Genomic DNA, 19,434 nt, shown 5'->3' with positions numbered 1-19,434 from the left:
CAGCCGGACCTCTCCAACGCGCGGGATTCCTGCTGGTTTTAGAATGCGTAGGGGCGACCTTCAATGGCCGAGTTTGATCTGGATCAAGATAAATGGCCGCACCCCCCTTGAAAAGGAACGATCAAGAGGCCGGGATCTGAGCGTTCGGGGGGTGGCGATACAGCGGATCTGGTACCTGTCATCATGCCGCCCGCAATGGGACCGGCGCTCAAAGCCGACCGGAAAGGAGTGAACGCCTGCCGTCGGCCCACTCCGCAGGATCGAGGACAGGGAAGGGTAGCTTAAGAACACAAAGGGGTCGCTGCCTCCTTGGGCGTTCTCGATTTCAACGTACTTATTGCTATTGCATGGAGCTCTAGAGACTGGCCACCGACACAGGCGCCCAGTCGGCCCACCATGGTTTCGCCTGTTCGATTTCGTAGGCCAGTTCGAAAAGTGTGTCTTCGCGACCGGCGGGTGCAACGAAATGGCTGCCAATAGGCAGACCTTCACGGGTCAGGCCTGCGGGCACGGACATTCCTGGCAATCCAAGCGCGTTCTGAATCGGGGTGTAGGACGTGAACCTCGCAACACGCGCGAACATCTCCTCGAATGGGACACTTTCATCGAATAGCGTGCCAATCACCGGTGCTGTGCCCGGGGTAACCGGTGACAGAAACACATCAAACGCGGACAGCCATGCGCCATATCTGGTGCCCAGATCCAGCATATATGCGCTGGCTGCTTCCTGATCTTCATGAGTGAAGTTGCGCGCGAAGGCGGCCCAGTCGCGGACGAACGCGTCAAGCAGTCCCGTTTCCTCCGGCGGTCGGCCCGCCTTGGCCGTCGCCGCGTCGGCGAGGCCCACCATGCGGAACCCGAAGATCTGGTTGAAGCGAAGCTCGAACTCATCGTCCACCGGGCTTTGCGTTTCAATCACGCTATGACCAAGGTCTTCGCAGAGTTGCGCCATTTCTTCGATGACGCGCTGCACCTCGGGATCTGGCAGGTCGCCGTAATAATTGCGGAGGTCAAATCCGATTTTCAGCCGGTTGGTGGACGGGCCAGAAATCAACGGGATTGGTCTGTGCGGTGCATTCGGTGACCGGTCCTGCCCCAAGGCGAAAAGCACCGCGCTGTCTCGCACGGAGCGGCTGACGCAATTGTCGGCAGCATAGGTGGTCTGATCACTCGATCCCCACAACATACGGTGACGGCTTGGCTTCAATCCGAAGACACCACAACAGGATGCAGGAATACGGATGGACCCGCCGCCGTCGCTGGCATGGGCGAGCGGTACGATACCTGCCGCGACCGCAGCCGCGGACCCTCCGCTTGAGCCTCCGGAGGAGTGATCGAGGTTCCACGGGTTGCGGCACGGTCCGAGCAGTTGACCTTCCGTGACCGGAAGTGCTCCGACCTCTGGCATATTGCTCTTTCCGATCAGGTTCAGCCCGGCTGCCTCTTGGGCCAGTGCCAGCGGCGCGGACCTTGGTCGGTGATTGTCGCGATATACGCGCGAGCCATGGGTCGTGTATTGCCCTGCAATATCGAGGTTATCCTTCACCACAAACGGAACCCCGGCAAACGGTCCTTGCCGTCGCATGTCCACGGCCTTGTCTCTCGCCTCTTCGTACATCGGCGTTGTGATCGCATTGAGACTCTGATCAAGCGCCAAGGCGGCTTCGACGGCAGCGTCGCAAAGCTCTGATGGCGTTATGTCTCCGGACTTGACCAGTGCCGCAAGGCCGAGCCCGTCCGTAGTCAACAGAACTTGCCGAAATTCCGAAACCTGCGCCGCAGCTCGGTTGCCGGCTGTCGCGAACATGAGGCTCGCCGCTGTTGAGCCAAGAAAATCCCGTCTGGAAAGCATGTTCTTCTCCAAATTTTCACCCCGCCTAGAATATCAATCATGCAGAGACGAAACCACTGTCTTGCCTAACGGTCAGCGGGCAGCAAACACCAACACTCGGGAACACTCAGTTGACCGCAAATACTCGCAATGCGAACCTTTGACTTGAGCTTGATGAAGTATTGAAGAACTTAACCAGTTTTCGTCTCATTAAGAAATGCGAAACCTGTACTCTGCTGCGTAGGCGGACATCACCTGTCGGGAACGTCCTGCATCTGTCTCGATCTATGCGATCTCAAGCCAAATCCAATTGTACAAAACGAACAACGGCCTCTGAAAACCCGGTACAATTTGTACATTTCCCCCTTCAATCCCCCGACTTGACCCCGCAGGGCGGGTGGACCACAACTCGGTCAAAAGCCCCTCAAGGAACGGATGGCCAACCATGGATTATGATCCCGACAACATCTTCGCCAAAATTCTGCGCGGCGAGATACCCTCGTCAAAAGTTTACGAAGACGTCGAAACATTGGCCTTCATGGACATCATGCCGCGCGCTGATGGGCATTTGCTGGTGATCCCCAAAACACCCTGCCGCAATGTGCTGGATGCCACGCCCGACCAACTGGCGGCGGTCATGAACACCGTTCAAAAGATGGCTCGTGCAGTGATGAAAGCCTTCGACGCGGACGGTGTAACCATTCAACAATTCAACGAAACCGCAGGCGGGCAGGAGGTTTTCCACCTGCATTTTCACGTCCTGCCGCGTCATGACGGGGTGTCGATGCGCCCACCTGGTAAAATGGGTGATTTCGACCTGATTGCTGAACATGCGGAAAGGATAAAAATCGCTTTGTAATCAAGACCTTTTGGTCTTTTTGTGAGGTGTCAATCCGGACAATTACCCGCATCCGCCCGTGCATGTCGCCGCGACCGGAGACAAGAAAACCCGAAACCCCTCCTTGGGACAGGCCATGTGGATCCATAGCTGGACAACGCAGAAATCGCCTGCCCCCGACCATTGCGGCTTGAGCACGGGTTTCAGCGTGAAGGGGGGAAATGAATTGCCGTTCCGATTTGGGGTCGGAACGGCAGACTCGTAACCAAACACTTCTCGGATTTCGAGGGCGAGCCCTTGATCACCGGTTTAACATACCACTCACTCTTGATTGGCAGTTTCATATTACTCGTTAACAACACCGGTGTATCCTAGAGAATTAAAACTTGCCTAAAGAATAACGTAAAACTGAATGGTTCTTGGTAAATTGCGACGTGTTTCGGAAACAGAGCCTTCCGCACATGCATATTGTTGTATCCAAGCGCAGCGGAAGCTGATTCTCTGCCAAGGCAGAATCAGAAATCAGAGGCACCAAACACGCCCTCGAAGGTTTTCTTCAAGGCCGCATCGAGATCATTCATGGTGACCGGAAGCCCCAGATCCACCAATGAAGTCACGCCATATTCGCTGATCCCGCAGGGAACAATGCCCGAGAAATGCTCCAGATCCGGTTCGACATTGATCGAAATACCGTGAAAGCTGACCCATTTGCGTAAACGCAGGCCAATTGCCGCGATCTTGTCCTCTGCCGGTTTGCCGGTCACCGTCAGCGGTTTGTCGTCGCGCCGCACCCAGACACCAACGCGCCCGTCGCGTATTTCGCCATGCACGTTGAATTCGGCAAGTGCCGATATCACCCAGTTTTCCAACTGCTTCACGAATTGGCGCACGTCGCGCCCGCGCTTGTTCAGATCCAGCATGACATAGGCCACACGCTGACCGGGGCCGTGATAGGTGTACTCGCCGCCCCGTTTGCTTGCATAAACCGGAAAGCGGTCAGGATCGGTCAGGTCTTCTACCTTAGCTGACGTGCCTGCCGTATAAAGCGGCGGGTGTTCCAGTAACCAGATGCACTCCTCCGCGTCGCCGCGTGCAATCCCGGCGACGCGTGCCTCCATAAAGGCGGTCGCTTCGTCATAACTGGTCAGACCATCGGTGATTTTCCATTCCATGGCGGCCTCATATCCGTCCGTAGCGGGCAGGGGAAGAGGGGTCAGGCCGCTTCGGTCAAACACTGTTGCAGCACCCGGGAATAGGTATCGACCCCTTGCGCGCCGGTCAGCAGGTATTTTCCGCCAAACACCATGGACGGCACACCTGAAATACCCCTGCTGGTCCAGAATTGCTGTTTCTCTCGCACCAAGGCGATGTGTTCGCCGGTCTCAAGCACCTGACGTGCGGCATCAGGGTTCAGCCCGGCAGACGTGACGGCCTGCAACAGAGCCTCAACGTCGGACACATCCTGTTGCCGTGTGAAATATGCGTCGAAAAGCGCAAGCTTCAATTGGTGTTGCTGGCCCTGACATTCGGCCCAATCCAGCAACTGATGCGCCTTGATTGTATTCACGATCCGACTGTCTTCGTGAAAGTTGAAGGTGAACCCCAGTTCTGCTCCGATCGCCGTTAGCCTGTCACGTGCCTGCTGGCTCTGTTCGGGGGTCGAGCCATATTTCTCCGTGATGTGTTCCCGCAGGTTCTGCCCTTCAGGCGGCATGTTCGGGTTCAATTCGAACGGGTGCCAGCGAATTTGGGCCTGGATGCCCTGCTGTTTCAATGCCACGTCAAGCTGGCGAAACCCGACTATGCACCACGGGCACACGACGTCTGACACGATATCGATTTGGATGATGGCGCGGGTATCGGGCGAGGTCATCTGCGGCTCCTGTCAGATCGAAACTGTGTTGATCACCGGCTTAGATAGGACTGCTGCGAAGGTTTTTAAACCAGTGTGTTTTTGCCTCTTCACATCGCGTGCGCCAACGTCTATACGCCGCTCTACCAAGTCACAGGCAGTGCGGTCGTGGCGGAATTGGTAGACGCGCAGCGTTGAGGTCGCTGTGGGGTAACACCCGTGGAAGTTCGAGTCTTCTCGACCGCACCAAATCTTTTCGTATCCTGTGAAGTGCGGATCAGCTTATGCGAAGCTGACTTTGCCGTTCTTGTCTGTTCACTTGCATTGCAAATCCGTGGCCCGTAACTAAGCCATGTGTCGGGAAGCGCGCCATGCCTCTGCAATGATGCGATTTTTCCCTTCGTCCTGAATTTGCGGGCCATGGTTGCGGGTAGGTGCGATGAGACTTGTCATATCAACGATGAAAGACGAGGGGCCGTTCATCCTTGAATGGATCGCGTATTACCTTTCGATCGGGTTTACGCATTTCATCGTTAACTCGAATGACTGCTCCGACGGCACTGACGCGATTTTGAAAAGATGCGAGGAACTGGGTTTTCTGGCGCATATCGATAACCCCGGTCCCTGGAAGCATGGGCCGCAGGCGTCGGCCTATGCGAACGCTATGGAACATCCCTGGTACGCTGAAGCCGAGTGGATTCTGGTTTGTGATGTCGACGAATTTCTCGATATCCGTGTTGGGGACGGTACGCTGGACGATCTGTTTCGCACCTTTCCACATGCAGATGGCTTTGCCGCGATATGGCAGATGTTCGGACACAATGGGATTGTCGAGTTTGAAGACAAGTTTGTGATCGAACAATTCACATCTGCAGCAGAGTTGGGGGTGGTGACGCCGCAGAATGTGCGTGCCTTCAAATCGCTTGTCAGAAACAACGGGTCTTATCGGGCAATCAACACACACCGTCCGCGTGGCCCAATCGCCGGTAAGGCCGAAAGCTTTGCATGGATTGATGGTGACGGAGATCCCTTGCCACCTGCAATGCGGCGAAATGGTTGGTCCCATTCCACTACTGGCGCGGCCTTTGGGCAGCAGTTTTTCAGGATGAACCACTATGCCGTCCGATCCATCGAGAGTTATCTGATGAAGCGGCTGCGGGGGGATGTAAACACAACCGCGTTTCATCCCAAGATGGAGGCAACGGGACAAGCCTATTGGCACATGCATTGCTTCAACAAAGTTGAAGAATTATCGATCCTTTCCAAATTGGACCGCCTTGGAAAATCGTATGATGAACTACGTGCGGATCGTGTTCTGGGAGACTTGCACGAAAAAGCTGTTGCTTATCACAAGCGCCGTATCTCGGAGATACGTGAAACAGAGGCCGCACAGGGATTCATAACTCGGTACAAGAATTTTGCCGGGGGGCGATATATAAAGGCGCTGGATCTGGGCGTGATGGAAGAAGGCGATCTTTCCTTTGTTGCGGAGACCTACAAAGACCCCGAAGTTTCTTTCGCGCAAGTTGCGAAATGGACGCGTTTGGGCAAGATGTCCAAATCTGAAAACTCAAGACCCAATAACTACCCCTGGTTTACCCGGCTGGATTCCCTGGGAACGGCCATGGAGTACGAAGAAGCGGCGGCGCAGCATGCATTAATCACTGATGCAAAACAGGTGGACTTGCCGTTCGATCCGAAGGACTCATCTTTCCTGCCGCCAGTGTCTCCGGAGGTTGAAAGAACGAAAGAGCAGCGACAGCGGTTCTTGAGGTCAATCAGCGGCAAGAAGAACTGGGTTTTGATCGGGCATGTCGAGACCGAAATCGTAGAAGAAATACTTGCATTGGATGCAGTTGCGCAATTGACGATCATCGGGCCATGGGGGCTGTCGTGGGATACGTTCGCCTGCAAGGATACAACGCAAGATCCTAAACTTCAGGCCCTGGATCGCACCTTCTATGCATTGCTGGAGTACTTCCGTGAACCGATCGTCGCTGGGCGTCTGAGGGTCTACCGGGCGCTGCCGCCTTTGATGCTGAAGCTGTTTGAAGATCAAAGCGTTGGTGTCGTGATCATACGCGGGGTTCGGGCCGAGCGTGTCATGTTGCAGCTGTTGAACCGGATCGACAGGGTTCTGGCTCCGGGCGGAAGCATCGCCTTTACATCCTACAGGCGGGGCAAAGGGTCTTATTCCGGCATGTCTTCGGCTATCAACCGTTTTCTTGCGAGTAAAGCGAGTGACTATCGGGTTACAAGCCTCGAGCCTCCGTGGCTTGGTATCGACAAGTTGCCACCACTTTCCAAAAACGAGACATAGCTTCTGGTTCTTGAAGCAACGACATGTTAGCCATTGCCCAATAAACAAAACGGGTTTCGCGAGAAATCAATACCCGTCTGCAAGTGAGGTCGAGATGTCAAACGAACCCAGAGTGATCGGTGCTGTTCCCGGCAGCCAGAATAAACCGAACGCAGACAAGGCAACCAAACGCAAGAATACAAAAGACGCGATCCGACGTACGTTCCTGACGCGCCTTCCCAAGGGTGGGGTGGCTGTTGAGATCGGTGTCTGGCAGGGCGAGTTTTCTCCGACAATCCTGAAGTTGCTTGAACCCAGTCAGTTGTTTCTGATCGACCCCTGGAAACATATTGGCGAGGAATCGCATACAACGGCGTTTGTCGGCAGGACCGAAGACGAAAAGATGGAAGCCATCTTCCAGAAGGTCGTCACGTCTTTCGAAAAAGAGATCGAGGAGGGCAAGGTTGGCATTATTCGCGATTTCTCGGTGCCAGCATTAAAGCTTTTTGACGATGAGAGCATTTCATTTGCCTATGTCGATGGGGATCATTCTTACGAAGGTGTTACTGCGGACCTAGAGGCGTTGTTTCCCAAGATCAAATCGGGTGGGATCATGGCGTTTGATGATTACCACCGCCGGGGGTGGTGGGGCGACGGAGTGATCCGGGCCGTCAACGAGTTTCTGGGCAAACACCCCCGTGAATTGCGTATCCGGGCAATTGCTGGTGCGCAGATCGCTATTGAAAAAATCACCCCGCAAGATGACAGCAAGAAACAGGGCGACTAAGCGTCTGGGGTGAATGGCAGTGATGAACAAGCCTGAAAAAATCCTCATCTCTGCGATGAAAAATGAGGGCCCGTACATTCTGGAATGGGTGGCTCATCATAAAGTTTTGGGTTTCGACAGGATCATTGTTTACACCAACGATTGCACGGACGGTACGAACAGAATTTTGCGCCGTCTTGAGGCCCTGGGTCATGTTGAGTTTCACAGGAACCGCGTTGGAACGGGCGGGATTCACAGATCAGCTCTGAGGCAGGCCCGCCGTTTGCCCGTCGTGAAAGAAGCCAAATGGGTCTATGTCTGCGATGCGGATGAGTTTCTGAATATTCATGTCGGAAACCATAAGGTGGACGACCTGATCGAGGCCACACCGGGCGTGGATGTCATTTCCATTCCATGGAAGATATTCTCGAACAGCGGTCGCCATGTGTTGCGCGACGCGCCAGTGACGCAGCAGTTTTTCGATGGTGAGTTGAAGTATGAGCAGGGCGGGGCGGGGCGCCGGTTCGTCAAATCGCTTTTCCGGCAGGGTGAAGTCTATCTCCGCTATGGTATGCACAACCCGCATCCCAAGTCCGAGTTTCAGGCAGGTGTATTCCGGTCTGTTCCCGGAGGGCACGCGAAAGAACCCGCACCCTTTGGGAACCATGTTGCACCGCCTTTTGGATTTGAGATTGCACAGATCAATCATTACGCGGTCCGCTCCACACAAGCCTATTTGGCCAAGCGCAGCCGTGGGCGGGCCAACCACTCCTCGCAGACGCTGGGAACGGAATACTGGGACCGCTGGAACAGGGGTGGCGCGACGGATGAGACAATCCTCAGGTACAAGGAGGACGTTGACGCGGTGATGGCAGAATTTCAGTCCGACGAACGGCTTGCACGGCTGCACCGAAAAGCATTCCTGTGGCACAAGGCGTTGATCGAGGACCTTCTCAAACAGCCAGAATACAACGCGCTTTACCAGACGCTTGTTAATAAGCCGGCTGTAGAATTTGTTGCAAAAGACCGCGGATTGCACGCGCGCCTTTCGGCGGACACTCAACCGTCCTCTAGCGAAAATCTGCCCGAGTCCTGAAAGACTTGCCTTCGGAGAAACAGCATATGGCTGCGGAAAGCACTCTTCCTACAATCGGAATGCTCTGGTTGGAAGGTCCTCTCAGTTTTCTGGAACAGATGTGCCTTTTGTCCTTTGTTGCGAACGGACACAGGGTCGTGCTGTTCCACTATGGCGAGATCGAAAACGTACCCGAAGGTATCGAACTGGTTTCGGCGAACGAGATTCACGAACCGCAGCAGTTCATCATGAACAACCAGTTCAAAACACCGGTCCCGCAGTCTGACATATTCAGGCTGCAACTGATGCAAAAAACCGATTTCCTCTGGTGCGACACAGATGTCGTTGCTTTGAAGCCTATCCCGAAAGCGGATCACGTGTTTGGTTTCTTCAATCGCACCACGATTTGCAACGCGATCATGCGGTTGCCATCCGATAGCCCTGCTTTGAAGGCATATACGGAATACAGCCTTGATCCATTCCCGATCCGCCCGTGGGTAGAAGGTGAGGAACGCGAAAAGCTGGAACGCCTGAAAAAGGCTGGTGAGTTGCCTCATGCCTCGGATCAGGCGCACAGTGTTTATGGACCAGAGGTCATGACATGGTTTTTACAGCATCATGGCGAGATAGGGCATGCCAGTCCACCTCCGGTCTTTTACCCTTTGCCGTTTCGGCAAACGGGTCAGGCGAACGACATTCATGCACGGGAATTTCGCGATAAGTACCTCAAGGATGAAACGCTAGCCGTCCATCTATGGGGGCGGCGGATGCGTTGGTGGATTGCAAAGGGTGTAAAACGTTATTCATTTCTGGACCGCAGGCTGCGCAGCTTGGGGATCAGACCCACCGACGCACCACTGCCACGTGGCGGCAGAAGGGCGCCGAAGCCTGTTAGTTTCCCCGATGTGCTTCCTGACTTAACGACGACGAAAGAAGAGATCAGTGCAGCGACTGGCGGATTGATGTCCGTTGCTTTGTTATCCGAACGCGAAGAGTACCTCAAATTCGCGCAGCTCGAGTTGGATAAAATCCAAAATCTTGGTCTTTACAGAGCACAGGATCAGTCGCGCGACGGCTTTCTGCGTGGTTGGGACCACTTTGCCAACGACCCGGCGCGTCTGAATGCGCTGATGCTATCTATCTTTAAGTTTTCTGAAGCGCACCGCCGTTTGCCAGACTTGAGTGCGCCGAAGACGCTTACAGAAAAACTCCTGGTCATGAAGATGTTTGGCGAGATGCCTGAAGTGTCGCCGGCAGACAGATTGACGGCGGAGAACTATATCCCGGAACCAGCCAGGAACCTTGTTACACCGGTGAAGCGCTATTGGGTCTCATCTTCGCCTGAGTTGCCGGAAGACCTCGACCTCGAGCCGGGCAGCTATTGGCTCAAATGCAATAACGGGCAGGGGCAAAACCATAGGGTCACCTGGCCCATGAACACAGAAGACCGCAACCTGGCCCAGGAAAAGCTTGCCAATTGGAACAATAAACCCATTCCCCACGGGTTTTGGGCGGCAGAATGGTGGTATTCCACGATTGAAACGCGCTATTTCCTTGAAGAGGATCTGGCGGCTGAAGGTCAGGACAACATCGATTGGAAATTCTGGGTTGTCGCCGGAAAGGTCCAGATTGTTCAGGTCGACCGGGACCGCTCTCGGGGACATGTGCAGATGATCCACGACCGGGATTTCAACTTCATCCCGAAAGAGCTGTATTTCCAGACAAGCGATGACACCGAGCCCAAGCCAAAGGTGTTTGACGATATGGTCGCAATCGCCGAAGCCGTCGGGCAACGTGTCGAATTTGCGCGGGTGGACCTCTATGTAATTGGCGACAAGATTTATCTGGGCGAAATCACGCTCTGCCCGTTTGGCGGAAAACGTAAGATGCGTACGCCCGAACTGGATGTGCAGATGGGTGAGGCCTGGGTCGGTACCCGTCTGTTCCCGAACTGATCCGGTTACTCGACGGCGATTTCCTGACGCAGCTTTCCTGTCGTCTTGTCAAAGATCAGGACGCGGTTGTCGTCGGTCACGACCGCATACCAGTTGGACCCGATGGTCAGGGCCTGTGCCCGCGCACCATCGGGTAAGTCGATCTGATCCGGCAAGGTGGGTGTGCGGTCCGATAGGCGGATGACAATCAGGGCGAATGTCACTAGAACCCCGCCAATCATCACCGCGGTCAGCAGCATGACCATCCGCCGCAGCAATCGCAGCTGCGGGGTTTCCTGCGGTTCTTGGGGTTCGGAAGGGACAGTCATGGGCACCCGCCAGATTGAGTTTCAGATCGCGGCCGATCCGCCGCCTCGCCTTGATAAGGCGCTTTCGCGGGATGTGCCAGACGGTGAAAACCTGTCGCGCACGCGGCTGGCGCGCCTGATCGAGGATGGCGCAGTTCGGATCGACGGAACCCGGATGCAGGACCCAAAGGCCAAAGTGTCCGAAGGGGCGCAGGTCGTCATAACTGTGGCCGAGGCTGAAGACAGCCACATCGGCGCAGAAGACATCCCGCTTGAAGTTGTTTTCGAAGACGCAGACGTGATCGTCGTCAACAAGCCAGCAGGCATGGTGGTGCACCCCGCGCCGGGCTCGCCCGGGGGTACGCTGGTCAACGCTTTGCTACACCATTGCGGTGAGGCTTTGTCAGGTGTTGGGGGGGTGAAACGCCCCGGTATCGTTCACCGGATCGACAAGGAAACCAGCGGTCTTCTGGTGGTCGCCAAATCAGACGCCGCACATCACGGGCTGGCCGAACAATTCGCAGCACATAGTGTCGAACGCTATTACCGCGCTGTGTGTTACGGGGTTCCGGATGCAAGTGATCCCCGTCTGCGAGGCGTCAAAGGGGTGAGCTTTGAGCCGGGAAACATCATGCGTGTGACCACCCAGCTTGCGCGGCACAAGACCGACCGTCAAAGGCAGGCGGTGTTGTTTCATGGCGGGCGTCACGCGGTGACACGCACGCGGGTAGTTGAAACATTTGGCACGCCTGCTGGTCTTGCTCTGATCGAATGCTGGCTCGAGACCGGGCGAACGCACCAGATCCGTGTTCATATGACCCATGCCGGGCATGGGCTTGTCGGGGATCCGATCTATGGTGGCAAGCGGAAACTGGCCACCAGGGCGTTTACGCCCGCCGCTGCCGAATGCGTGTACGACTTTCCCCGGCAGGCGCTTCACGCCGCCGTATTGGGGTTCGAGCACCCGGTGACGGGCGAACACCTGCGGTTTGAGGCCGAACTGCCGCAAGACATGGAGAACCTGATTGCCGCGCTTCGCGCGCCGCTGACACAATAAGCAAAGTCCTGTGAGTAAGAGTTTCTTATCTTTCCTTCATGAAAGATTAATTTCAGACTGTTAGCAGCACCTCTTGAACAGGATGGGTTCTTTACCCATATCCTATGTTAAAGACTTAAACATTTGTCGGAGGGACATCATAATGGCAAATTACGCAAATCTCCCCGCGCCGACGCCCGAGGGCGGCCTGAACCGCTATATGCAGGAGATTCGCAAGTTTCCCCTGCTTGAGCCGGAAGAAGAATATATGCTGGCCAAGCGCTGGGTCGAAGAGCAGGACACAGAAGCCGCGCATAAGATGGTGACATCGCACCTGCGGCTGGCGGCCAAGATTGCCATGGGATATCGCGGCTACGGTTTGCCGCAAGCCGAAGTGATTTCCGAAGCCAATGTGGGCCTGATGCAGGCGGTCAAACGTTTTGACCCTGAAAAAGGCTTCCGTCTGGCCACATATGCCATGTGGTGGATTCGCGCCTCGATTCAGGAATATATCCTGCGGTCGTGGTCGCTGGTTAAACTGGGCACAACCTCGGCGCAGAAAAAGCTGTTCTTTAACCTGCGCAAAGCCAAAGCGCGCATCGGCGCCCTGGAAGAGGGCGACTTGCGTCCGGAAAATGTCGCGCAAATCGCCAATGATCTGGGTGTGACCGAAGAGGAAGTGATCAGCATGAACCGCCGCATGTCCGGCGGGGACGCGTCTCTGAACGCCACGGTCGGGTCCGAAGGCGAAGGCACGATGCAATGGCAGGATTGGCTTGAGGATGAAGATGCCGACCAGGCCGGAGATTATGAGGCGCGCGATGAGCTGGAAGCGCGTCGCGAGTTGCTGGCTGCGGCGCTTGACGTGTTGAACGACCGTGAAAAGGATATCCTGACTCAGCGCAGGTTGCTGGATCAGCCGGTGACGCTGGAGGACCTCAGCGCCCAATATAATGTCAGCCGCGAGCGGATCCGACAGATCGAAGTTCGCGCGTTCGAGAAACTGCAAAGGAAAATGCGGGATCTTGCGCGTGAAAAAGGGATGCTGGGTGTCAGCTGACCACGATACCAGCCTGCTGCAATAGCTGCGGGCTGGTTTTTTGCATTTGTGCGAAGAAACCTCCTCTACGCGCACATGCCCGGCGCATCCTGACGACTCATTACCAGTTGATCGTCTGAGGCCGCTATCCTGACTGTGAAGCCAAAAGAATGGCCGCAGGGTCAAAGCTATGGTAGGGCAAAGACGCGTTTCATTTCGATGACGGTGTGACAGGTCGATCCTGCGGACCTCGCAGGGGAACGAACCCTTTGGGGTTCGAACATCTATGGAGAGCGTTATGCAAAAACCGGTTCAGTTTGGCGTGTTGGGAGCCGCGAAATTCGCGCGTGAATACATGGCACCGGCGATACATGCCTCCAACGGGGCGCGATTGGCTGCGCTGGCGACGTCGGATGCGGTAAAGGCTGAACCTTTTTTGTCTTTCTGTCCCGACCTGAACATGTTCGACAGCTATGATGCGCTGTTGGCAGACCCCGGTATCGACGCGGTCTACATTCCACTGCCGAACCACCTTCATGTGGAATGGAGCCTGAAAGCGCTGGATGCCGGCAAACATGTGCTCTGCGAAAAGCCGATGACAATGAAGGCGGATGAGTTTGACGCATTGATCCAAAAGCGCGACGAAAGCGGCCTGCTTGCTGCCGAGGCGTATATGATCGTGCACCACCCCCAATGGCAATTGGCACGCAAACTGATTGCGGATGGCGCAATCGGAAATCTGGTGCATGTAACCGGGGCGTTCAGCTTCGACAATCGGGCAGATACCCAGAATATTCGAAACCGTGCTGAAACGGGCGGCGGCGGATTGCGTGACATCGGTGTTTACGTGATCGGCGGCGCCCGGTTTGCTACGGGGCAGGAACCTGTGGCGATACAGTCAGCCATCCGTTGGCAGGATGAAATCGACATCTTCACCGAAATTCGCGCGCAGTTCCCCGGTTTTACCTACTCAAGCTACGTGTCCATTCGGATGCATCCCCATCAGGAAATGGTGTTTCACGGGGACAATGGCCTGATCCGCCTGACAACACCGTTTAATGCGCGTGTGTTTGGTGAAGCCCGGGTCGAGTTGCATCGCCCGGGGCTTGAGGTACTGGTTACCCGGTTCCCCGGAGCGGACCATTACAAGCTTCAGGTCGAGGCCTTCTGCCGCTCGGTCAGGGAAGGGGTAGAGTATCCCTGTCCGCTGGAGTTTTCTCGGGGGACGCAAGAGGTGATTGATCGTGTGTTCGCGGGTGCAGTTTCGCTGTAACTTGCCCTTTGCGCGGGCTCGGCTATCCTTTTGCGTACGTTTAGCAGGAGATGACCCATGGCCGGAGGCTGGGCGCGCGACGGCGCAGTAAACGAACAGATCGAAGCGTCGATTTCGGATGAGCTGGCGCGGATGCAGGCGCAAAAGCGGCCTGTAGATGAAAGCCTGACTCATTGCGCCGAATGCGAAGAGCCGATCCCTGAAAAACGCCGCGTTGCTTTGCCGGGCGTGAAGCTGTGCCTTGAGTGCCAGCAGGAACGCGATGGCGCGTTCAAGGCACGTGGCGGGATCAACCGGCGGGGGTCGAAGGACAGTCAGCTGAGGTGATCTCAGGTACGGCTGCTAAGAGCCCATTGGAGACATGTAAGTTCTACGCTGTTCGTACTGCCGAGATTGCCAAAGCCACCGCCACGTATGACCGCGGTCCGTCGTCATCACCGTCAAGATATGCGAGCCGGACAGCATCTTTGATTTTCGACTTCAGATCGCCAGGCCTTTTTGAAAGATAGGCGGGAATTGGGCCATCCTCTCCATCAAAGGGAACCCAGTAATCGTCGAACGAAGTGAATTCGGTTCGGATCATGATTTCTCCCTCCCGAACATCGGTAAAGCCTGCCGAAAAGGCGACTTGCTTTAGCTGTCCTGGCTGTCGGAGTGGGCGCGTGAAGTTCTTTTTCCTGAGTGCTTCAGCTCCTTCGTCCAGCACCGCAGCAGTGTCCAGAAACATTCGATTGAATACCAGACCTCCTCTGGCGTCCCACACAGCCGCAGAAAATTGAGCGCCGGGCTTGAGCACTCGAAAAATCTCTTTGAATGCGAAATCGGTCTCAGGGATGAAATCCAGCACAAGCTGGGAAAAGGCCTGCCCGAAATGCGCGTCCGGGAATGGAAGTGTTGTCAGGTCGGCGACACCGAATGTCGTGCGACTGTCCGAGATGCTTTTTTGGGCGTGCGCGATGTAGGCTGGGGAAATATCGACCCCTACGATTTGTGCCCGTGAGGTTCTGCGCTGCATCTCCGCGGTCAATGATCCGGTGCCGCAACCTGCATCGAGTATCGGGCCGCTGTCGGAAATTTCTGAAAAATCCAGAAAACCAGGAGCTAGAAGCCTGCTAAAGCGACCCATCTGCAACTCGTAGCCTGCACCAGTTGACGCCGCGAAATCGGATGTCTTTTCAATCATGAAAACCTGCCCAGCTGCGGGCATCCAAGTGCACCCACTCAACTAGTAGCACAGCGCCACAATAACTCCTAACTTTGTCCGCTTTGTCCGCGTAGCGGGCATTCAGGAGCCCCTTGGGCGCGACATTGCCGGGCATGGCAGGTTTTTTCCGCAAGGCAGATGTCGCCGCTTTCTGTCGAGGGCGTCTCAGCCCTCCATCGCCTCCAACTCGTCGATAAAGCCTGAGATCATCGACAGGCCCTTGTCCCAGAACTTGGGGTCGCTGGCGTCCAGACCGAACGGGGCCAGCAGTGCCTTGTGGTGCATCGAACCACCAGCGCGCAGCATGTCGAAATACTTGTCCTCGAACCCATCCGCGCCGCTTTCGTAAACGGAATAAAGCGCATTCACGAGGCCGTCGCCGAAGGCATAGGCATAGACGTAAAAGGGCGAGTGAACGAAGTGCGGGATGTATGCCCAGAAGGTCTCGTACCCGTCCATGAATTCAAATGCGGGGCCAAGGCTTTCGGCCTGTACACTCATCCAAAGGGCGTTGATGTCATCCGGGGTCAGCTCGCCCTCACGTCGGGCAGCGTGCAGCTTGCATTCAAAGTCGTAGAAGGCGATTTGTCGGACCACCGTGTTGATCATATCTTCGACTTTGCCAGCCAGCAGAACCTTGCGCAGCTCCGGGGTTTCGGCCAGTTCCAGCATCTTGCGGAAGGTCAGCATCTCACCAAAGACCGAGGCAGTTTCCGCCAGCGTCAGCGGGGTGGATGACAGCATCTCGCCCTGGCCTGCGGCCAGCACCTGATGGACGCCGTGTCCCAGTTCATGGGCAAGCGTCATCACATCGCGCGGTTTGCCCAAATAGTTGAGCATCACGTAGGGGTGGACATCCGTAACTGTCGGATGGGCGAAGGCCCCCGGCGCTTTGCCCGGTTTCACCGCCGCGTCTATCCATCCTTTTGAGAAGAAAGGCGCCGCGATTTCGCCCATGCGGGGATCAAAGGCATCATACGCGTTCATCACCGTCTTTTGGGCCTCTTCCCAATTCACGATACGCGTGTCTTCCATGGGCAGGGGCGCGTTGCGGTCCCAGACCTGCATGACGTCCAGTCCAAGCCACTTGCGCTTCAGCTCATAATAGCGATGGCTCAGCTTGGGGTAGGCGGCCACGACCGCCTCGCGCAGGGCCTCGACCACTTCGGGTTCGACGTCGTTCGACAGGTGACGCCCGGTCTGAGCGGTCGGCATCTTGCGCCAGCGATCAACGATTTCTTTCTCTTTGGCCTGCGTGTTGTGAACGCGGGCGAAGGTTTTGATGTTGTCCTGAAAAACCGATGCCAGTTCACGCGCCGCGGCCTCACGTTTCGCGCGGTCCTGTTCCGTCAGCAGATTCAGGGTGCCTTCGATGTTCAGTTCTTCACCGTCGACATGAAATGCCAGTCCGGCAATCGTTTCGTCGAACAGACGTTCCCACGCGTCGCCGACAACCCCCAGATCATGAAGGAACTTTTCCAGCTCGTCAGACAGTTGGTAGGGCTTCATTGCACGGATGCGACGGAACACAGGTTCGTAGCGGGCGAGATCCGTGTTGGCCGCAAAATGCGCTTTCAGAACATCGTCTTCGATCCGGTTGATCTCGAGCGTGAAGAACACAAGCGGAGTGGTGAAGATCGTGATCTTTTCCTGCATATCCGACAGGAATTTGGCGCGCTCTGCGTCTGTGGTCAGTTGGTAATAGCGCAGACCAGCAAAGGACATGACACGCCCGGCGATGGCGTTGATCTTTTCGTTGCGATGCACACAGGTCAGCAGGTCTGCGGCCTCCAGATCGGCCAGCTTGCCTTCGTAATCGGCAGCAAATGCGGCACATTCGCCTTCCAGCCAATCCAGATCGCGCGCTAATTCGGGTGCGTTTTCCGAGGTGTAGAGATCGCTCAGATCCCATTCCGGAAGATTGCCCAGATTGCCGGAGCCACCGATTGCGTTCGCGTCACGGACAGGGAAAGGAAGGTCGCGCATGGATCACCTTTAGTAGACTGCTTTTGCAAACATCTAGGGCTGGCGCGCCCGGATCACAAGCGGCCAATCCCAAAGGTGAAAGGGTTTACGAGGAAACCAGCTCGGGTGCGCCATTGGCCTGATTGGCCAGAAAATGCGCCGCAATCTTGTCCAGCACCGGCCCCCGAACCTCGGGTGCTTCCATTAGTACCTCGTGTTCACCATCCGGAATTTCGATCAGCGTTCCGTTGGGCCAATTGGCCATGCGCGCACGAATTGCCTTGCGGTCAACGATTTGCTCATGGCTGCCCAGAAATGTCAGGCAGGGTGTCTGAGGGGCGGTCTGCTCCATTAACCAAGCACATTCATCCAGCGACTCGCGCAGCCACAGATTTGAAGGGGCACCAAGCGCGAGTTCTGGGTGTGCATTCAACTGATCCTGCATCATCCGGTACATGTCCGGGTCGCGGGTCAGCATGTTTCCCTCGAAAGGTTGCGACAGGACATAGCTTTTGAGTGTTGTGGTGGGGGGCGTTCGTTCGCCCAGGCCAAGCGCTGTGCCCCAATAGGCCGTAACGCGGCTTAGGGGTTTCATGACCGGAGTGAAGAAAATTCCCCACATTGGGCCCGTGAACGCGCAAGCGGCAAAACATCCTTTCTCGATGACGGCACGCAACCCGATTGCACCGCCCATCGAATGCCCGACCACGTACCATGGTTTTGGCAGATCCAGCGCGCTTGCAAGTTTCAGAGTGACCTGAACGTCCTGCTGGTAATCGGTGAACTGATCGACATGTCCGACCCGAGCATCGTCCAGCAATCGATCTGCAAGACCCTGACCGCGCCAGTCGACGGCCAGCATGGCGAACCCACGCTCTACGAATTCGCTGGCAGTAGTGCCGTATTTCTCAATGTATTCCGTGCGTCCAGGAAACATCATGACAGTGCCATGTACCTTTCCGTCCGGAAGCCAGTGAGCAACGCGAATGCGTTTTTGATCCGACGTTATCAACCAGTGGGCCTTTCCACCGGCGGGGCCGCCGGCCACGTCTTCAAACAAAGGGGCCGGCGAGAACTCCATCAGGCCAGTACCGATGCAAGTTTCATGGCAACACCCATGTCGCCATCAATGCTCAGCTTGCCGGACATGAACGCACCTGTCGGGTTCAATTCACCGCTGAGGATTTGTTCGAACGTGTCGGCATCAGCGCTTAGGGTGACATCAGCGTCATCGTCGCTGACCCGCGCGCCGTTGGAATCCAGGACAATGGCACCCAGATCGGCGATATCAAACTTGGCCGAGGCATCAAACGCGCCGCCTTCCAGTTTTTCATTCAGCGCGGCAGCTGCCTTTTCAAGTATCTCGCTCATGTTTTTCCTCATATTGTTAGTGCGCCGTGAATGGACATCCCCGGTCGCAACGCTACACTGATTATTGTTATGAGCATTGCAATCCACAATCTCAAAGGTATCGTCGCGGCACTTTTTGTCCTAGTCACGATTTCCTCCACTTGCCTCGCGCAACAGGCGGATTCGCGGAACGAGGGTGAATTGCTGCAACAACTTGCCCAATCGACGCCAGATCAGGCCATCGCTTTGGATCGGCAGTTGCAAGCCCTGTGGGCGCAGTCCGGTTCAGCATCGGCTGATCTGCTGCTAGAGCGTGGCCGTGAAGCGCTGGATGACGGCGACGTAGGTGCGGCATTGGAACACCTGACCGCCCTGACGGATCATGCGCCCGAATTCGCTGAAGGCTGGCATCTGCGCGCTTCGGCCTTTTTCGGAATCGAACGGTTTGGCATGGCCGCTGCCGATCTGGAGCATGCCCTGACCCTGAACCCCAACAATTACGAGGCAATCTATGGTCTGGGCCTGATCTTTGAGATTATCGGACAACCTGACAAAGCCTACGACGCCTATTCACGGGCATTGGCTATACACCCCCACCACGAAGAAGTAACCAATGCGGTGAATCGACTGAAGCCGCAGATCGACGGCGCAGCGCTGTAAGGTC

18 protein-coding genes and 1 tRNA gene are annotated in these 19,434 nt (G+C 55.9%); 11 read left to right on the top strand and 8 right to left on the bottom strand.

The features are described from left to right. Positions 1-355: 355 nt before the first annotated feature. The gene (locus AC2FLZ_RS00365; protein WP_480554704.1) at positions 356-1,807 is read right to left on the bottom strand and encodes an amidase family protein; all 1,452 of its coding nucleotides are present in this window, start codon (positions 1,805-1,807) and stop codon (positions 356-358) included. Between the two features lie 469 nt (positions 1,808-2,276). Between AC2FLZ_RS00365 and AC2FLZ_RS00360 the strand changes: the two genes are divergently transcribed. Then, positions 2,277-2,690, top strand: coding sequence for an HIT family protein (locus AC2FLZ_RS00360; protein ID WP_496881585.1), 414 nt, complete (start codon positions 2,277-2,279; stop codon positions 2,688-2,690). A 494-nt stretch (positions 2,691-3,184) separates the two neighbouring features. Here AC2FLZ_RS00360 and lipB read toward each other — a convergent pair whose 3' ends face one another. Together lipB and AC2FLZ_RS00350 are read right to left on the bottom strand one after the other, a co-directional pair. Beyond that, a complete protein-coding gene (lipB, locus tag AC2FLZ_RS00355) occupies positions 3,185-3,841 on the bottom strand; it encodes a lipoyl(octanoyl) transferase LipB (RefSeq protein WP_480554707.1) in 657 nt (218 codons plus the stop codon). 41 nt (positions 3,842-3,882) lie between these two features. Then, the gene (locus AC2FLZ_RS00350) at positions 3,883-4,542 is read right to left on the bottom strand and encodes a DsbA family oxidoreductase (RefSeq protein ID WP_496811916.1); all 660 of its coding nucleotides are present in this window, start codon (positions 4,540-4,542) and stop codon (positions 3,883-3,885) included. 141 nt (positions 4,543-4,683) lie between these two features. On the opposite strand from AC2FLZ_RS00350, the gene AC2FLZ_RS00345 reads away from it, so the two are divergent. From AC2FLZ_RS00345 to AC2FLZ_RS00325, 5 genes are all read left to right on the top strand, one after another. After that, positions 4,684-4,770 (top strand) — tRNA-Leu (locus tag AC2FLZ_RS00345). 190 nt (positions 4,771-4,960) lie between these two features. Continuing rightward, on the top strand, positions 4,961-6,841 hold the full coding sequence (locus AC2FLZ_RS00340; RefSeq protein ID WP_496881584.1) for a glycosyltransferase family 2 protein: 1,881 nt from the start codon (positions 4,961-4,963) through the stop codon (positions 6,839-6,841). 94 nt (positions 6,842-6,935) lie between these two features. Next, on the top strand, positions 6,936-7,607 hold the full coding sequence (locus AC2FLZ_RS00335; RefSeq protein ID WP_480476586.1) for a class I SAM-dependent methyltransferase: 672 nt from the start codon (positions 6,936-6,938) through the stop codon (positions 7,605-7,607). Between the two features lie 55 nt (positions 7,608-7,662). Continuing rightward, entirely contained in the window at positions 7,663-8,682 is a 1,020-nt protein-coding gene (locus tag AC2FLZ_RS00330) for a glycosyltransferase family 2 protein (RefSeq protein ID WP_496881583.1), read from the top strand. 26 nt (positions 8,683-8,708) lie between these two features. Beyond that, positions 8,709-10,616 carry an ATP-grasp fold amidoligase family protein gene (locus AC2FLZ_RS00325; RefSeq protein ID WP_496881582.1) on the top strand — a complete coding sequence of 636 codons (1,908 nt, stop codon included), beginning with the start codon at positions 8,709-8,711 and terminating at the stop codon, positions 10,614-10,616. Between the two features lie 5 nt (positions 10,617-10,621). On the opposite strand, the gene AC2FLZ_RS00320 is transcribed toward AC2FLZ_RS00325, so the two are convergent. Continuing rightward, entirely contained in the window at positions 10,622-10,924 is a 303-nt protein-coding gene (locus tag AC2FLZ_RS00320; RefSeq protein WP_480493405.1) for a DUF6476 family protein, read from the bottom strand. Between AC2FLZ_RS00320 and AC2FLZ_RS00315 the strand changes: the two genes are divergently transcribed. From AC2FLZ_RS00315 to AC2FLZ_RS00300, 4 genes are all read left to right on the top strand, one after another. After that, the gene (locus AC2FLZ_RS00315) at positions 10,923-11,960 is read left to right on the top strand and encodes an RluA family pseudouridine synthase (RefSeq protein WP_480624346.1); all 1,038 of its coding nucleotides are present in this window, start codon (positions 10,923-10,925) and stop codon (positions 11,958-11,960) included. The genes AC2FLZ_RS00320 and AC2FLZ_RS00315 overlap by 2 nt on opposite strands. A 142-nt stretch (positions 11,961-12,102) precedes the next feature. Continuing rightward, positions 12,103-12,999, top strand: coding sequence for an RNA polymerase sigma factor RpoH (gene rpoH, locus AC2FLZ_RS00310; protein WP_480476596.1), 897 nt, complete (start codon positions 12,103-12,105; stop codon positions 12,997-12,999). 277 nt (positions 13,000-13,276) lie between these two features. Then, positions 13,277-14,251 carry a Gfo/Idh/MocA family protein gene (locus AC2FLZ_RS00305; RefSeq protein WP_480554715.1) on the top strand — a complete coding sequence of 325 codons (975 nt, stop codon included), beginning with the start codon at positions 13,277-13,279 and terminating at the stop codon, positions 14,249-14,251. Positions 14,252-14,308: 57 nt separating this feature from the next. Continuing rightward, positions 14,309-14,578 (top strand): DksA/TraR family C4-type zinc finger protein, encoded by a 270-nt coding sequence (locus tag AC2FLZ_RS00300; protein WP_496881581.1) that lies wholly within the window; start codon positions 14,309-14,311, stop codon positions 14,576-14,578. A gap of 43 nt (positions 14,579-14,621) precedes the next feature. Here AC2FLZ_RS00300 and AC2FLZ_RS00295 read toward each other — a convergent pair whose 3' ends face one another. From AC2FLZ_RS00295 to AC2FLZ_RS00280, 4 genes are all read right to left on the bottom strand, one after another. Continuing rightward, the gene (locus AC2FLZ_RS00295) at positions 14,622-15,434 is read right to left on the bottom strand and encodes a class I SAM-dependent methyltransferase (RefSeq protein WP_496715183.1); all 813 of its coding nucleotides are present in this window, start codon (positions 15,432-15,434) and stop codon (positions 14,622-14,624) included. A 186-nt stretch (positions 15,435-15,620) separates the two neighbouring features. Further along, a complete protein-coding gene (locus AC2FLZ_RS00290) occupies positions 15,621-17,441 on the bottom strand; it encodes a M3 family oligoendopeptidase (protein ID WP_496881580.1) in 1,821 nt (606 codons plus the stop codon). An 85-nt stretch (positions 17,442-17,526) separates the two neighbouring features. Further along, positions 17,527-18,501 carry an alpha/beta hydrolase gene (locus AC2FLZ_RS00285; RefSeq protein WP_496715186.1) on the bottom strand — a complete coding sequence of 325 codons (975 nt, stop codon included), beginning with the start codon at positions 18,499-18,501 and terminating at the stop codon, positions 17,527-17,529. Further along, positions 18,501-18,791, bottom strand: coding sequence for an SCP2 sterol-binding domain-containing protein (locus tag AC2FLZ_RS00280; RefSeq protein WP_480516666.1), 291 nt, complete (start codon positions 18,789-18,791; stop codon positions 18,501-18,503). Before AC2FLZ_RS00280 ends, AC2FLZ_RS00285 begins: the two co-directional genes overlap by 1 nt. Positions 18,792-18,860: 69 nt before the next feature. Between AC2FLZ_RS00280 and AC2FLZ_RS00275 the strand changes: the two genes are divergently transcribed. Beyond that, entirely contained in the window at positions 18,861-19,430 is a 570-nt protein-coding gene (locus AC2FLZ_RS00275) for a tetratricopeptide repeat protein (protein ID WP_496715187.1), read from the top strand. Positions 19,431-19,434 lie beyond the last annotated feature (4 nt).

The sequence above is a fragment of the Ruegeria sp. YKSF131 genome (assembly GCF_059612645.1).
The sequence above is the reverse complement of the archived record's forward strand: the minus strand, read 5'-3'. Positions and strand labels throughout refer to the sequence as shown.